Annotated in this window: 6 protein-coding genes; 5 read left to right on the top strand and 1 reads right to left on the bottom strand. The window is 44.6% G+C overall.

Annotated features, from left to right (window positions below; translation table 11 throughout):
• The first annotated feature begins 18 nt into the window (after positions 1–18).
• From MKY24_RS17175 to aspS, 5 genes are all read left to right on the top strand, one after another.
• Positions 19–8,889, top strand: coding sequence for a type I polyketide synthase (locus tag MKY24_RS17175; RefSeq protein WP_339200499.1), 8,871 nt, complete (start codon positions 19–21; stop codon positions 8,887–8,889).
• Positions 8,890–8,949: 60 nt separating this feature from the next.
• Positions 8,950–9,825, top strand: a complete 876-nt coding sequence (locus MKY24_RS17170; RefSeq protein ID WP_025718361.1) for an SDR family NAD(P)-dependent oxidoreductase — start codon at positions 8,950–8,952, stop codon at positions 9,823–9,825.
• 37 nt (positions 9,826–9,862) lie between these two features.
• Positions 9,863–10,840, top strand: coding sequence for an acyltransferase domain-containing protein (locus MKY24_RS17165; protein ID WP_339200497.1), 978 nt, complete (start codon positions 9,863–9,865; stop codon positions 10,838–10,840).
• A gap of 31 nt (positions 10,841–10,871) precedes the next feature.
• Entirely contained in the window at positions 10,872–13,145 is a 2,274-nt protein-coding gene (fabD, locus tag MKY24_RS17160; RefSeq protein WP_339200496.1) for an ACP S-malonyltransferase, read from the top strand.
• A gap of 64 nt (positions 13,146–13,209) precedes the next feature.
• Positions 13,210–14,979, top strand: a complete 1,770-nt coding sequence (gene aspS / locus MKY24_RS17155; RefSeq protein ID WP_339202346.1) for an aspartate--tRNA ligase — start codon at positions 13,210–13,212, stop codon at positions 14,977–14,979.
• Positions 14,980–15,163: 184 nt separating this feature from the next.
• Here the strand turns inward: aspS and MKY24_RS17150 are convergent, their stop codons facing one another.
• Positions 15,164–17,107 (bottom strand): serine hydrolase domain-containing protein, encoded by a 1,944-nt coding sequence (locus MKY24_RS17150; protein WP_339200495.1) that lies wholly within the window; start codon positions 17,105–17,107, stop codon positions 15,164–15,166.
• Positions 17,108–17,110: the final 3 nt, after the last annotated feature.

The following is a 17,110-nucleotide window of genomic DNA, read 5'->3' as shown; positions in this document are numbered from 1 at the left end:
GCTGGGAGGCAATAGAAGATGAAGGACTTTTTTCAATATATTCTAGGCGAGGTAAAAAGCGGACGGATACAGAAAGAGGACGCCATTGTAAAAATACGCCAATTTCAAGCTCAAATGGTTTCACATGAGGCCCCGCAAAGCGGAACAGGGACTGCGGGGTCCTTGGCGGATACGGGAGTCCTTATGCTTGAGCCTTTCTGGAAAGAGCAAGTTGCTCATCAGAAAGTGGCACGCCCTGAATTTAGCCAGCATCTGGTGGTGCTTTGCGAACTGGATCATTTCGCGGAGCGCAGCATTGAATCGCTCATGAAAGGAACCCGTTGCATCAAGCTGCATGCCAGCCAAAGCAGCATGGATGAACGCTTTCAGGCGTATGCCCTCCAGCTGCTCACGGAAGTGCAAATGGTTCTCACAGAGGAATCCAAGGGTAGCGTACTGATACAGATTGCAGTTTCCGCACAAAGCGCACAGCAACCTTTCGCAGGACTATTGGGATTACTGCAGACAGCTGAGAAAGAAAACCCGAAAATCGTAGGGCAACTCGTAGAATTGGAATCTGTAGGTCTGGAAGAGGTGATTGAGAAATTAAAAGAGAACAGTCAATATCCAAAGAATAAAAGGATACGGTATGAGGATGGTAAACGTTTGGTTCTCGGCTGGAACGAGATGAAACCCACTGAGACAACGGGAAGAGTACCCTGGAAGGATCGGGGGACTTATTTGATTACGGGTGGTGCAGGAGGTTTAGGACTTATTTTTGCGGAGGATATCGCCCAGCGAGTCAGGGAAGCCACGCTAGTTCTTGTAGGCCGTTCAAATCTAGACGAAGGCAAACAGGCCATATTGGAGAAGTTGAAGGCGCTGGGGACCCGCGTTGAGTACAGACAGGTAGATGTAGCACGGAAGGAAGAGGTCTCCAAATTGATCCTTGAGATCAGGGAAGAGTATGGAGGCCTTGATGGTATCCTTCATAGTGCTGGAGTAATACAGGATCGTTTTATTATGAATAAATCACAGGAAGAGTTCGCGGAAGTAATGGCACCAAAGGTTGCCGGACTGGTGAACTTAGATCAGGAGACCAAGGAGCTACATCTGGATTTCTTTATTCTCTTCTCCTCAATAGCTGGGATTATGGGCAACCCCGGTCAAGCCGACTATTCTGCCGCTAATGCCTTTATGGATGCCTATGCCGCGTATCGAAACAGCCTTGTATCCTCAAAGGGGCGCAAAGGGCAGACGCTATCTGTCAATTGGCCTCTCTGGAAGGATGGAGGGATGCATGTGGACGATGACACGGAGAGGGCTTGGCAAAATATTGGCATGGTAGCCATGCGAGCTTCAAACGGTATCCAGGCTTTATATAACGGTCTGGCCGCTGGTCTGAATCAGTTATTAGTAATAGAAGGCGAGCAATCCAGATTGCAAAAGTATTTCCTGGAGTCCCGACCGCAGGAGAAAGAATATGTTGAAGAGTCAGCTTCTTCAGAGGTGAATCTTGAACTGCTTCTAGAAAAAACCTTATATCAGCTAAAACTATTGTTTGGAGAAGTTACCAAGCTGAGCATTGACAAGATTGATGTCAGCGAGCCTTTAGAGAGCTATGGCATTGACTCCATCATGATTACAAGGCTTAATCAAAAGCTGCAGGGGATTTTTGGAGAAATATCAATGACCTTGTTTTATGAATATCAGACGTTGGAGGCAGTGGCCGAATATTTTATTGCTGATTATCACAAGGAATGCGTACGGTGGACAGGAATCGGAAGCCCGATAAAGACGGAAGAGAAATCCGTCTCCATTTCCGCAACCTTGCATGCTGCCAGCGAGTTTTCTTTGTCACCCCTGCCAAAGGAAGAAAACAATCGTATCCGCAACACGGCTACTAACAGAGACCGTGTGAAACACGAGCAAATAGCGATTATTGGTATAAGCGGACGATATCCGCAGGCCAAAAATATGGAAGAGTACTGGAGCAACCTGGAACAGGGCAAAGACTGTATAACAGAAATTCCTGCGGAACGCTGGAAGAGGGAAGGGTTCTACTGTTCCGACATCAAAGAAGCGGTTGAGAAGGGCAAAAGCTATAGTAAATATGGAGGATTCGTGGAGGGTTTTGCAGATTTTGATCCTCTCTTCTTTAATATATCTCCCCGGGAAGCAATGAGTATGGATCCTCAGGAGCGAATATTCCTGGAAGAATGCTGGAAGGTTTTCGAGGATGCAGGATATAGCAGGGAACAGCTCGCCGAACAGTATAATGGCCGGATTGGCGTCTTTGCAGGAATTACCGGAACGGGGTTCAATCTATATGGACCAAAGCTGTGGGAACAAGGACAACCCGTATTTCCGCGAACCTCCTTCAGCTCGGTAGCCAACAGAATATCCTATTTCTTGAACTTAAAGGGGCCCAGTATCCCGGTTGATACCATGTGCTCTTCCTCATTAACTGCAATCCACGAGGCCTGTGAGCATATCTTTAACGGTGAATGCGAAATGGCTGTTGCTGGAGGAGTCAACTTATATCTTCATCCTTCAAGCTATATCTTTCTCAGTACGATGAGAATGCTATCGCCTGAGGGGCGGTGTAAAAGCTTTGGGGAAGGCGGGAATGGATTTGTCCCTGGCGAAGGTGCAGGGGTCGTACTGCTCAAACCTTTGTCACGAGCCATTGCAGACAAGGACCATATCTATGCGGTTATTCGGGGAACCCGTATCAACCATGGAGGAAAAACAAACGGGTATACCGTGCCTAACCCCGTAGCACAGGGTGAACTGATTAGAGAGGCTTTTGATAAAGCAGGCGTAAATGCCCGGGCAGTCAGTTATATTGAGGCCCACGGTACTGGAACGGAGCTCGGTGATCCTATTGAAATCACCGGGCTTACCCAGGCATTTAAGAAAGATACGCAGGACACGGGGTTTTGCGCTATCGGCTCGGTAAAATCAAACATAGGCCATTTAGAGGCGGCCGCAGGGATTGCAGGCATCGCTAAAATCATCTTGCAAATGAAAAACCGGAAAATTGCCCCTAGCCTGCATTCCCAAAAACTGAACCCTAATATAAACTTTTCCAAAACGCCATTTGTAGTCCAACAGGGGCTTTCTGAATGGGAGCGTCCGATAGTGGAGGAGGACGGCGAGCAACGGGAATACCCGAGGATCGCCGGGATATCTTCCTTTGGAGCCGGTGGGGCTAATGCTCATATCGTCCTTGAGGAATACCTCCCTGCGGAACAGGATGAATTTCAAAATACCTTTACTCCTCCAAGACCAGTCGTCATAGTTCTGTCGGCAAAAAGTGATGGAGCATTGAAGGAGCAGGTAAGCCAATTGGCTACTGTAATGGATCGGAATGAGTTTTCCGATCACGATTTGGTGAATGTGGCTTATACCTTGCAGACAGGACGTGAGGCGATGGAAGAGCGCCTCGCTGTGGTCGTTGAATCAGTGGAGGAACTTAGAAGCAAGTTGCGGGGCTTTATTGGAGGAAGACAGAGTATTGCACAGCTTTACCGGGGACAGGCCAAGCGGGACAAGGAGAGCTTGAACATGGCCTCAGAGGAGAAAACGCTCGATGAAACGGTTGATTTACAGATTCTAGCGGAAAAGTATGGCAGAATCTCAGACTTGTGGGTCAAGGGTGTCCATATGGACTGGAGCAGACTTTACGGTAATGTCCAGCCCCGCCGTATCCCTTTACCCACATATCCTTTTGCCAGAGAACGCTATTGGATACATGTAGATGAAGAAAAGCCTGTCGCCAATGCAGATGCACATCTACATCCATTACTGCATCAAAACACCTCCGTACTTTCTGAGCAAAGATTTAGTTCAACCTTTAGCGGCCAGGAGTTTTATCTGAAGGACTCCGTAGTTGACGGAAAGCTTGTCCTGTCAGAAGCGGCATGCCTTGAAATGGTGCGGGCAGCGGTTGAGCAGTCGTTAACAGTACAGGAGAAGGGTCAGGCAAACATCATTATTAAAGATATTGTATGGACACATGCTCCCGCTATAGGAGATCAGCCGTTAGAAATACATATAGGGCTCTTTCCGGGAGATCAAGGAGCGATTGGCTTCAAAATCTACAGCAGATTAACAGAAGCCAGGGACCCTGTCTTACACAGCCAGGGTAGTGCCGAACTGAAGATGTTAAATGAAGCGGAAACGTGGGATATACAGGCTTTGCAGATGGAGTGCTTTCAGCATGTTTCGCCTGGGATAGACGATGAAGCAGTGTGGGGCATGGGGGCCGACTACAGTTCGGGACATCAGGCCAATGAACAAGTGCATATAGGACAGGGGTTAGTGCTGGCCAAGCTATCGTTGCCTTCCGGTATAAGGAATACTGAGGGCTTATTTGTTTTGCATCCCTTTATAATAAATGCTGCTTTGCAAATGCCGCCGGCATACTTGTTTTCGAATGATGAAAATATCATGCGGCCTTCAGGCATTGACCCTCTACAGAAAATACGGCCGACTGCCATTGAGAGACTCGAAATTTTTCGGGAATGTCCCTGTGAAATGTGGGCGTTGATCCGGTATAGCAGAGGAAGCGGGGCTGGTCATAATACGCAGAAGTATGACATTGATTTGTGTGATGAGGCAGGCCAAGTCTGCGTGCGTATAAAAGGATGCTCCTACAAGGTAGTGGGCGCATGTGAGAAAACACCTGGTGTAATGATGCTCCAACCCTTCTGGAAAGAACAGGCGGTTGCGGAGGACACGATGGTTCCCACTTACGAACGACATGTGGTAATGCTTTGCGAAACAGATACCATTGCTGCAGGAGATATCGAGTTCTCCTTGGCAGGAATGGAATGTATCACTCTGCAATCCGGTATGGAAGAGGTTGATCGGCGCTTCGAAAAGTATGCCGTCCAGGTTTTTGAAAAAATAAAAAGTATCCTGAATGACAAACCCAAAGGCAAGGTGCTGGTGCAGATTGTAACGATGCCTCAGCATGAAAAGCTGCTTTTCGCTGGGCTGTGCGGCATACTCAAAACTGCGCAAAAGGAAAATCCAAAGATCTATGGTCAGTTAATTGAAGTTGAGGGTACAGAAAAAATGGAAGGGCTCATTGAAATACTAAAGACGAGCAGCCGACACCCTGCGGATAGCCGCATCCGGTTTGCAGAAGGCAAACGTTGGATTCCTGTCTGGAGTAAAGCAGAAATGCCGTCAGAAACACCGGATATTCCATGGAAAGACCGCGGGGTTTATTTGATTACTGGAGGAGCAAAGGGTTTAGGTCTTATTTTTGCTAAAGAGATTGCGCGTCAGGCCAAGGAAGTGACTTTGATTCTTACTGGACGTTCCCTACTGGATCAGGACAAGCAGACTTCATTGGAGGAATTGAAGGCATTGGGCGCCTGGGTAGAATACAAACAGGCGGATGTCACGCGGAAGGAAGCTGTGCTTGGCTTAATTGAAGATATCAAACAGACATACGGCGGAATCAACGGCATCCTGCACAGTGCTGGAATAATCCAGGATAACTATATTATTAAAAAGACTAGCCTGGAATTCAGGGCAGTGCTAGCGCCCAAGGTTACGGGACTGGTAAATCTGGACCAAGCCAGTAAGGACATTGCTCTTGACTTCTTTATCCTTTTTTCGTCAGGTTCGGGAGTGGGTGGTAATGCAGGTCAGTCTGACTATGCTGCCGCGAATGCTTTTATGGACGCATATGCCTGGTACCGCAATACCTTGGTAACCTCCATGGAGCGTACAGGCAAAACGCTGTCCATCAATTGGCCGTTATGGAAAGATGGCGGAATGCGGCCTGACCAGGAGACGGAGAAGGCCATGCAGAAGGTGGGTATGTATGCGATGAGGACAGAGACAGGAATGAGCGCCCTGTACCAAAGCATAGCCTGTATTTCGGATCAGGTCATGGTGATCGAAGGAGACGTAGATCTAATCAGCACAATGATGGTCATGGAGGGACAGCTTGAAGAAAGCGGTAAAGCATCTCGGGATCAGGCGCTCGGGTCAGAAGCTAACATCGTTCCCTCCACAGCAAACAAGACAGAGCCCGGCCAAGAAGAAGACCTGTTGCGTGAAAAGACGGTCCATTACTTGAAGACTCTGCTTTCAACGTCCATCGGCCTGCCAGTATATCGAATCGAAGAGAATACACCTTTTGAAAATTATGGGGTTGATTCTATAAAGTCTATGGAGTTGACCGATCAGCTGGAGAAAACGTTCGATCAGGTGTCGAGGACTCTATTTTTTGAATATCCGGATATCCGGAGTTTAACGGATTATTTTGTGGAAGCCTATCGAGGCCAATTGATTGCTTTGTTTGGTATAGATCAGGTAGCGGTGGCAGGCGCGAAAGCTGACACAACTGTTGCAGCAAACAAGGAAGTGTCCGGCAGAGAAGCGGACCTGCTGCGTGAAAAGACGGTCCATTACTTGAAGACTCTGCTTTCATCGTCCATTGGCCTGCCAGTATATCGAATCGAAGAGAATACACCTTTTGAGAATTATGGGGTTGATTCTATAAAGTCTATGGAGTTGACCGACCAGCTGGAGAAAACGTTCTATCAGGTGTCGAGGACTCTATTTTTTGAATATCCAGATATTCGGAGTTTGACGGAATATTTTGTGGAGGCCTATCGAGACCAATTGAACGCTTTGTTTGGCATAGATCAGGCAGCAGCTGCGGGTGCAAAAGCCGACACAACTTCTATAACAAATAAGGCAGTGTCCAGCCAGGAAGAAGAGCTGCTGCGTGAAAAAATGACAAGTTACCTAAAGAGCCTGCTCTCTTCGTCCACTGGACTGCCGGAACACCGCATTGAAGAGGACAAAAATCTGGAAAACTACGGTGTTGACTCCATAAAGTCAATGGAATTAACCGATGAGCTGGAAAAAAACTTCGGACCGCTATCGAGGACCTTACTTTTTGAATATCCGAATATTCAGAGTTTAATAGAATATTTCCTGGAATCGCATCGAGGCGAATTGATTGAATGGTTTGGTATGGAGCAGGTAAAAGCCCCTTCTCCGATATTCCGTCGTCCCCAATTTTCGGCAACCGAGGTAGAGGCTCAGGAGGAGAAGAAACAAGAAACAGGAGCGATGGACATTGCTGTCATCGGGGTGTCCGGGAAATATCCAGGGGCGGAAAATCTTCAGGAGTTCTGGAGCAATCTCCAAGATAGCAAGGACTGCATTACCGAAGTTCCAAAAGACCGTTGGGAGCACGATCTTTATTTTGACAAGGAGAGAAACAAGCCGGGAAAAACCTACTGCAAGTGGGGCGGTTTCATGGAACGAATAAGCCTGTCAGAGCCAGCATTCTTTCATCTCACCCCCTATGAGATCAGTTTAATGGACCCGATGGAGCAACTTTTCCTGGGAATAATATGGAATTTGCTTGAAAGTGCAGGATATACGCGAGAGGCATTACAGAAGAAGCACCAGAACAAGGTTGGCGTCTATGTGGGCGCTACGTATCACAAATACTGCTCCTGTGATATCGAACCGGACTCTGCCCAACGGGTAACATCATTTGGGTCTGTTGCAGTCGCAAACCCCATGTCGCATTATTTCAATTTCCAGGGACCGAGCATATCCATTGATACGATGAGCTCTTCCTCAGCTGTAGCTGTCCATATGGCATGTGAAAGCCTGATCAGGGGAGAGTGTCAAATAGCGGTAGCTGGCGGGGGGAATCTATTGACTAGTCCCAAAAAGTATATTGAATCCAGTCAAAATCAGTTGATTGGAAGTCATGAAGATAGCAGAAGCTTTGCAGATGGGGATGGGTACCTTCCAGCGGAAGGAGTTGGAGCGGTACTCTTAAAACCGCTTCATAAGGCTGTACAGGATGGAGATTGCATTTTAGCGGTTATTAAATCCACGGCAACCAATCATGGGGGACATAGCAATGGATATACAATCCCTAACCCAAATGCGCAGGCGCAACTAGTCGAAGAAAACTTTTTGAAAGCCGGTATAGACCCCCGGACGATCAGTTATGTAGAGGCAGCCGCAAATGGTTCTACATTGGGAGACCCTATTGAACTTGCTGCTTTGAATAAAGCATTCCAGAAATTTACGACTGAGCAGCAATTTTGTGCCATTGGCTCAGTCAAATCCAATATAGGGCATGCAGAAGCGGCTTCGGGAATATCACAGCTAACCAAGGTCATATTGCAATTGTGGCAGCGAAAACTGGTTCCTACCATTAAGGCCGAGAAGCTTAACCCTAATATTAATTTCAGTAATACTCCATTTTATTTGCAACGGGAGGTTCAGGAATGGGAGCGGCCTGTAATCGAGATTCAGGGAGAAGAACGGGAATTCCCGTTGCGGGCAACCGTAAGCTCCTTTGGTGCGGGAGGCTCTAATGTGCATTTCATTCTGGAAGAATATATCCCTTCAGAAAAAGACAACATTCATTTACGAGTGGCAGATCAGCCCCAAGTGGTGATTCTCTCGGACATAAATCGTGAGAGACTGATGGCGCTTGCCAATCAATTACTGGGATATCTGGAGCAGCAGAGCGATGATGCCTTACAAGATATTGCTTTTACACTTCAGACAGGCCGCGAAGCGATGATATGCCGGGCGGCAATCGTAGCGAATACGCGGCAGGATCTACTCACGGGTCTTAGGGAACTTCTCGAAATAGCCGATAGCGGCAACGGGCCCGAAGGGGCATCCATTCCTTTATTTATAGGAGAAAGCGCAGAAGACTCAAACACGAGTGCGCTTCTCTCAGGGAAAATAGGAGAGACCGTTTCTCAATTGCTGCTAGAGGAGAAAAATATGGAAAATATAGCGATGTATTGGAGCCAGGGGGGCAGGATTTCATGGGAGGCACTCCATGAGGATAAAGATGTTCGCAGAATCCCCCTACCGATAACCCTGTTTTAAACATAAACAGGGAACCGATCACTATCAGATGGAAAATACAAAATATTCTGGAGGTAAATCATGAGGGAATTTAAAGATAAGATAGCCGTAGTTACGGGAGCCGCCAGTGGGATTGGCCGTGCTATTGCGGATCGATGTGTAAATGAGGGCATGAAGGTCGTCCTCGCGGATATTGAGGAGGAGGCCCTTCTAAGGGCCGAAAAACAATTGAAAGACATGGGTGCAGAAACGTTATCCGTGGTGACGGATATTTCCAAAGAAGCTGATATACGTGCGTTAGCGCAAAAAACGGTTCAGACATTTGGGGCTGTGCATCTTTTGTTCAACAATGCAGGGGTGGACGCCGGCACGGGCTGCTTATTATGGGAAAATACGGTGGCGGATTGGCAGTGGGTAATAAACGTAAACATATGGGGGATTCTCTTTGCAACTGAAATTTTTGTTCCTATTATGCTGAAACAGAAAACCGCATGTCATATTGTGAATACAGCTTCCATCGCCGGGCTATTGTCCGGCCCTGGAAATGGCATATATAGCGCGTCAAAACATGCCGTTTTAAGCTTGTCTGAAACGCTACACCAAGAACTCAGATTGATAGGTTCCAATGTAGGGGTTTCAGTTGTCTGCCCCGGGTTCGTACGCACCCAAATTATGGATGCTGAACGAAACCGACCGACGGAGCTGAGTAAGCAGACCGGACTAGGAAATCTTCCCCCGGAAAGACAAGTCATTAATCAATTGGCCCGCAAGGCTGTCCAGAATGGAATACTTCCAGAGGATGTAGCAAATCAGATGTTTGAGGGAATCAAAAAAGGGCAGCTATATATCATAACAGAGCCGAAATTCAAACCTGCAATAAGACAACATATGGAGAATGTTCTTAACGAAAGCAATCCCACACCTTCCCAAATGCAATTAGTTCGCAATTTACTGTGAAATATTTATTTTAAATGGTTTTATTGGGATTTTATCAATGAGTATGTTGTGGGAGGTTAGAATGGACAGATCTGTGATTTTTATGTTTTCAGGCCAAGGCTCACAATACTACGGCATGGGAAGAGAATTATATAGGTTAAATCCAGTTTTCCGAAAATGGATGACCAAGCTGGATGAGATTCATACGGATATTACAGGCAGGTCCGTATTAAAAATGCTGTACGACGACAACCGTGGGAGAGGAGACGTGTTTGATAACCTGTTATATACTCACCCTGCAATTTTCATGGTGGAGTATGCCCTCACACAGGTATTACTGGAAAAGGGGATTTATCCTGATTACGTTTTGGGTTCCAGCCTCGGTGAGTTTGCATCTGTTGCTGTGGCTGGTTGTATGAGTTATGAAAATACTCTTCAATGCCTTGTCAAGCAAGCAGAAATGGTAGAAACCTACTGTCCAAAGGGTGGCATGCTGGCCGTAATTGGCGACCTCAGTCTGTATGACCAAATATCCGTATTGAATGCCAATTCAGAGTTAGCATCAATCAACTATGACTCGCATTTTGTCATTTCTGGAAGCTGTGAGGAACTGGAAGAAATTGAACGCTACTTGATAGCAAATGAGATTATATGTCAAAGATTACCGGTCCAGTTTGCTTTTCACTCTTCCTTAATGGACCCTATAGCCTTGGAATATACAGCGTATTTAAAGCTTAAGACCCTAAGGAATCCGACTCTAAATATGGTTTCATCTATGTACGGAGGAAAGGCGACATCCCTTGACTACTGTTTTCTTTGGGATGTCACTAGAAAACCTATCCGTTTTCGGAACGCTTTAAAATGTCTGGGAGACGGGGACGGGGTTATCTATATTGACCTTGGCCCCTCGGGCACTCTTGCTAATTTTGTGAAGTACAATTTTGGTAGCAAGAAAATGGCAAGTATTTGTTCTATTCTTTCACCTTTTCAAAACGATATGAAAAATTTGGATCGTCTATTTGAAATATTCGACTAATATGCATTCACTAGCAAAAAGGAGGACACAAATGATCGCATATCTGTTCCCTGGACAAGGGGCTCAAGCCAAAGGCATGGGAGTAGGACTATTTGACGAATTTCAGGAATTGGTTGCAAAAGCGGATGCTATTCTTGGTTACTCTATTAAGAAACTGTGTCTTGAAGATCCTGCTAATCAACTAGGACAAACGGATTTTACCCAACCGGCGCTATTTGTCGTAAACGCTTTGAGTTATCTTAATAAATTAAAAGAGACTGGAAGAAAACCTGATTATGTTGCAGGACATAGCCTGGGTGAATACAATGCCTTATTTGCCGCAGAGGCATTTGACTTTGAAACGGGCTTGAAGCTGGTTAAAAAAAGAGGAGAACTGATGGTCAAGGCTACCGGTGGTGGTATGGCAGCGGTCATAGGCTTGAACGAGGAAGTATTTAGAGAAGTTATCGAGAAAAATAATTTAAGGGGGATTGATGTTGCCAATTTTAATTCGCCAAGCCAGATTGTCATCTCAGGACCGAAGGACATGATTGAGCAGGCACAGCCAATTTTTGAAGATGCAGGAGCCACAAACTATGTGATTTTAAATGTAAGTGGAGCATTTCACTCCAGGTATTTGGAAGATGCCAGACAGAGATTTGAGGCCTATGCGTCGCAGTTCGAATTCTCAAAATTAAAAATACCAGTCATTTCAAATATCTATGCCAGACCCTACAGGCAGCAAGATGTAAGGAGTACGCTGATCAACCAGATCGTAAGTCCAGTCAAGTGGTCGGAAAGTATAAGATATCTAATGGGTAAAAGTGTAACCCAGTTTATACAGGTTGGGCCTGGAAAAGTCATAACAGGGTTGGTGAACGCAATACAACGAGACGCAGAACCGCTGATTGTGAGGGAGGATGAGGAACGTAGCGAGCAGGTACAGGAAGTAAAGTCGAAGAATAGTATATCCGGCCAACGATTTACGGCGGAGTCTCTTGGTCATAGCGAATTCAAAAAATATTATGGACTTAAATACGCGTATCTTATGGGTTCGATGTATAAGGGAATATCTTCAAAAGAGATGGTCGTAAAAGCAGGTAAGGCAGGAATGATGGGATTCTTTGGGGCAGGGGGAGTCAAGATTGGGGCCCTTGAGGAAGCTATAAAGTATATTCAGCAAGAATTGAACCAAGGCGAAGCCTATGGAATGAATCTTATTCATGTTCCCGATCACCTGGAAATAGAAAATAACATCGTTGATTTGTACATAAAATACGGTGTTAGAACTATTGAAGCCTCTGCTTTTATGAGTATAACGCCTTCTTTGGTAAGGTACAGATTGAAAGGTTTGAAACGAAATGAAAAGGGGATCGTAACACCGCAGAACAGGATTATAGCGAAAGTATCAAGACCCGAGGTTGTGGAGGCATTCTTGAGTCCTGCGCCTCAGAATATCGTAAATAAACTGCTCGAGGAAAATAGGATAAGCCGGGATGAGGCCCGGATGGCGATGGAAATTCCTATGGTAGACGATCTGTGTGTCGAGGCTGATTCAGGCGGGCATACTGATCATGCTGTTGCATATGTACTGGTTCCGTTAATGCTTAAAATGAGGGATGAAGCGTTACTTAAGTATAAATACAATAAAAGTATAAGGGTAGGGGCAGCCGGGGGGATAGGGACTCCACAAGCTGCTGCGGCAGCGTTTATACTGGGTGCGGATTTTATCATGACAGGCTCAATCAACCAATGTACGGTTGAAGCAGGGACAAGTGATGATGTAAAGGATTTGCTCCAGCAGTTAAATATACAGGATACAGACTACGCTCCCGCAGGGGATATGTTTGAAATGGGAGCGAAAATTCAGGTTATGAAAAAAGGAGTTTTTTTCCCGGCCAGGGCGAATAAATTATATGATCTTTACCGTAATTATAACTCCATAGATGAAATTGATAGCGGAACCAAAAAATATATCGAAGAAAAATATTTTAAGAAGAGTATTGAACAAGTATATGAAGATATTAAAGCTTATTACCCGGCTGAGATCATTGAAAAAGCTGAAAGAATTCCTAAACGTAAGATGGCGTTGATATTTAGATGGTACTTTACTTATTCTACACGACTTGCAATGAATGGAGACAAACACAGTAAGGTTGATTATCAAGTACACTGCGGACCAGCCCTTGGCGCTTTTAACCAATGGGTCAAGGGAACAGTCTTTGAGAATTGGAAGAACAGGCATGTTGATGAAATAGGACAAAAAATAATGGTTGAAACTGCGGAATACCTGAATGAGAGGTATAAAGCTTTAACGATAATGTGAGTATATGTGTGGAGAAAAATAGAAATCATTAAGATGATAGGGATAAAAGAAAGTGGGGTTTTTCATGCATAGTTATAGGACTCATAACTGTGGAGAATTGGATCAAAAACATGTCGGCGAAGTAGTGAGAATTGCAGGATGGATAAAAAATATGCGTGACCATGGCGGGGTTATTTTTATTGACCTTAGGGATCATTATGGAGTAACGCAGATTGTTGTTTCTGATAATAACGAATTGAAAGATTTTGTATCAAAGATCAGCAGGGAGTCAACCATTTCTGTTACAGGCACTGTATGTAACAGATCTGAAAATACGATTAGTCCCACTATGAAAACCGGGCATATTGAGTTAGCTGCTAATGAGATAAAAGTTTTAGGGAAGGTAGTGAATCCATTACCTTTTGAAGTATCTTTAGCAAATGAAGCTCGGGAAGATTTAAGATTAAAGTATCGTTTCTTGGATCTACGGAATGAAAAAATACACAATAATATTATACTTCGTTCTAAAGTAATTCAAAGTATCAGAAGAAAGATGATCGATTTGAATTTTTTAGAGATCCAGACACCTATCCTGACAAGTTCATCTCCAGAGGGCGCCAGAGACTATTTAGTTCCTAGTAGAGTGCATCCAGGCCAATTTTATGCCTTGCCTCAAGCACCACAACAATTTAAACAATTATTAATGGTTTCGGGCTTTGATAAATATTTTCAAATTGCTCCGTGCTTTAGAGATGAGGATGCAAGGGCAGACAGATCACCCGGCGAGTTTTATCAGCTGGATTTGGAAATGGCTTTTGCAACACAGGAAGATGTCTTTAATGTAGTTGAAAATATGCTATATGAAGTTTTCTCTGAATTTACAAATTTTAAAATCTCAAAGCCTTTTACCAGGATTCCATATCAAGAAGCCATGCTCAAATACGGGAGCGATAAACCTGATTTAAGAAATCCATTAATTATCCATGATGTTACAGAGCTGTTTACAGAGACTGATTTTAAAGTATTTAAAAATAAAACGATAAGAGTTATTGCTGTTCCTGGTTGTGGAGCACAGCCAAGAAGCTTTTATGACGATATAGTAAACTTTGCTATTGAGGCTGGAGCGAAAGGCCTCTCATGGATTAAGTTCAATGATGATATGTCTCTTAGTGGCTCTATTGCAAAATTCATCTCTGAAGAGGTGAAAAACGAATTAATACATGTTACGCAAGCTAGTTCAGGATATGCACTGTTTTTTGCTGCTGATCAACTTAAAAATGTCGAAAAAATAGCCGGTGCTGTCAGAAATCAATTAGGAAAAAGACTGGATTTGCTGGAAAAGGATATATATAAATTTTGCTGGATAGTTGATTTTCCTATGTTTGAATTGGATCCTGATACTCATAAAATTGGGTTTAGTCATAATCCTTTTTCGATGCCACAAGGTGGTATGGATGCGCTGCTGAATATGAATCCTCTTGATATCCTAGCGTACCAATATGATATTGTATGTAATGGGATTGAACTGTCCTCGGGTGCTGTCCGTAACCATGATACGGAGATTATGGTAAAAGCCTTTGAGATTGCAGGTTATACATATGGAGATATCAAGAGTAAATTTCCTGCACTCTTTAATGCTTTTCAATTTGGGCCGCCGCCTCATGCAGGTATAGCACCTGGAATTGATAGGATTGTTATGATCATTGCAAATGAATCGAATATCCGAGAGGTTATTGCTTTTCCAATGAATAGCAAAGCGCAGGATCTATTAATGGGAGCACCTTCGGAGGTTACTGAGAAACAATTGAGAGATGTTCATATAAAATTGGTAAATACTCAGCCAGAAACAGAATAAACAGTTTCAACAACATACTGAAAGCAAAGGCTGAATTCGGCACGTATTTGAATCTCATTGAGTGTGTTAAAAACTCTCCCTGCTAGATGCAGAGGAGAGTTTTTTTATTTAGCTCAGATTGGGGTTGTTCATTTTGCAATCTTCATCGGTACACTGGAAGGTATGGCAGGCTTATCGAGTGGAGCTATGCCAAAAAGTAGAAATTATAGGAATACAGGAAAATCGAAATAGCTAGAAACGAAAGAATCAGCGTCGCGGTGTATACCTTTCTTAACAATGTTGTTTTGGTAACATTGCATCTTCTTACAGCAAGATAAGCGGCCGGTACAAAGGCAAGCCCAAGTACCCAGAAAAAGATAATATTCAAATTGAAATTGGACATAGGCTGAAAGGGGTCGCCTATCAATTGGATGCTGGAAGCAATGAGATTGACGATCACAAGCAGACCCAGCAAGGGTATTACGGTTACACTGTCAGGCAAGGGAAGCCGCGAAGTACTCTTCTGCTTTCTTGCGTCCTTGAGCTTCCGCAGCCATCCAATAATACCGAAAATAGAACCAAGCGCAAACCAAATACCGCATCCCCCGACCAGAATATAACTAAAAATGGATGTTTGCAGGAAGGATATCGGCAATTGGTCATCGATCACTCCATATGACAACTGCGTCACTTTACCATCGGCATTGGTTAAGAAAAAAAGACGGCTGATATTTAGGCCCGCATGATCATAAGGAGTGCTCCCGGGAGTCACGCGTTCAAAAAAATAGGGTTTGGTTTCTACATAATCAACATGAATATTCATGGATGGAATACTCAGAGTGATTCCGCCATTGCCGTTGGCTGTGACTACTTCTTCCGCATTGGATAATACGGGTATAAGCTTCAATATACCAGATGATACTGCGCGAGCAGAACGGTATTTTCCCGCCACATCCCCGCTATGCTTCAACGTGCTGTCCGCTTGCGGAGTAGCGTCGGAACCCCCGACAAACAGGTCAATGAGTTCGCTTCTCGCCCCGGACATTTCATTTTCCACATTAGTCAGAATACTGATCCCAAAGTTTTGATCCGGCACGATAGAGACCAGAGAGGAGAATGAATCTGTATTTCCACCGTGCTCGATAACACGATAATCTCCCGCGAACCGTTCCCAAAAGCCATGGGCATTCCCCGGAAGCTCGGGATAGTGGGTATACGAAGCCTCATGCATTTCTCGCAAGGTTTCATTCTTGTTGAACAGCGAATGTTTTAAGGAATGGTCCATGTTCAGATGAGCAAGCATAAAATGAGCCATGTCCTCCGAAGTAATGTTTAACGCACCAGCCGGCACATCATTAAAGAAAACATTCGGCTTTGCCACCCAGTTTCCATCCTTCTTGGAGTAGCCTGTTGCTTTATGTTCGATAACCTCTGGGATAAGATCATACCGTTGTGTAAAGTAAGAATGTTTCATGTCTAGAGGCTCAAATATATGTTTCTGAATATAGGTTTCAAAAGGTATTCCGGATACACGTTCTATAATATAACCGGCCAGGTTGGTCCCATAGTTGGAATAAGCAATCACTGTTCCAGGCTCATAAATCTGTTGAGGCTGATTTCCGGGTGCGATATGCTCCTTGAGAGGCCTAAGATCAGCAGCGTTATGAACCAAAAGTTTTTCCAGGCGCTCCTCAAAACCTGCCGTGTGGCTCATCAGTGATTTCAGGGTAATAGGCTTATCAAAAGAAGGCTTGAGAAAGCCGTCAGGCAAGTATGTGCGGATGTCCGTATTCAAATCCAGCTTTCCCTGCTCAACCAGTTGCATTACTGCCGTCCAGGTGAACAATTTCGATACTGAACCGGCCTCCATATAGGTTGTTTCCGTACTCATGGGTGTTTTTTTCTCGATGTTTGAGTATCCGTAACCTTTTGAAAAAACAATTTTCCCGTCCTTTACTATGGAAACCGCAGCACCAGGAATCGCTGTTCCTATATATTTTTTCATAATTTGATCTGTTCTGTTTTCGATTTCGGAAATCGGAATTCCAGAGGGCGTGGTTGGAACGGACCCAGAAGCATATGCCTGGACCGGGATAAATGCCATCAATGCCAACAGGAACAAAGAAGCAAATCGTTTTTTCAATTTCATATC

The organism is Paenibacillus sp. FSL P2-0322 (genome assembly GCF_037975315.1).
Taxonomy (GTDB): Bacteria; Bacillota; Bacilli; order Paenibacillales; family Paenibacillaceae; genus Paenibacillus; species Paenibacillus polymyxa_B.
The sequence above is the reverse complement of the archived record's forward strand: the minus strand, read 5'-3'. Positions and strand labels throughout refer to the sequence as shown.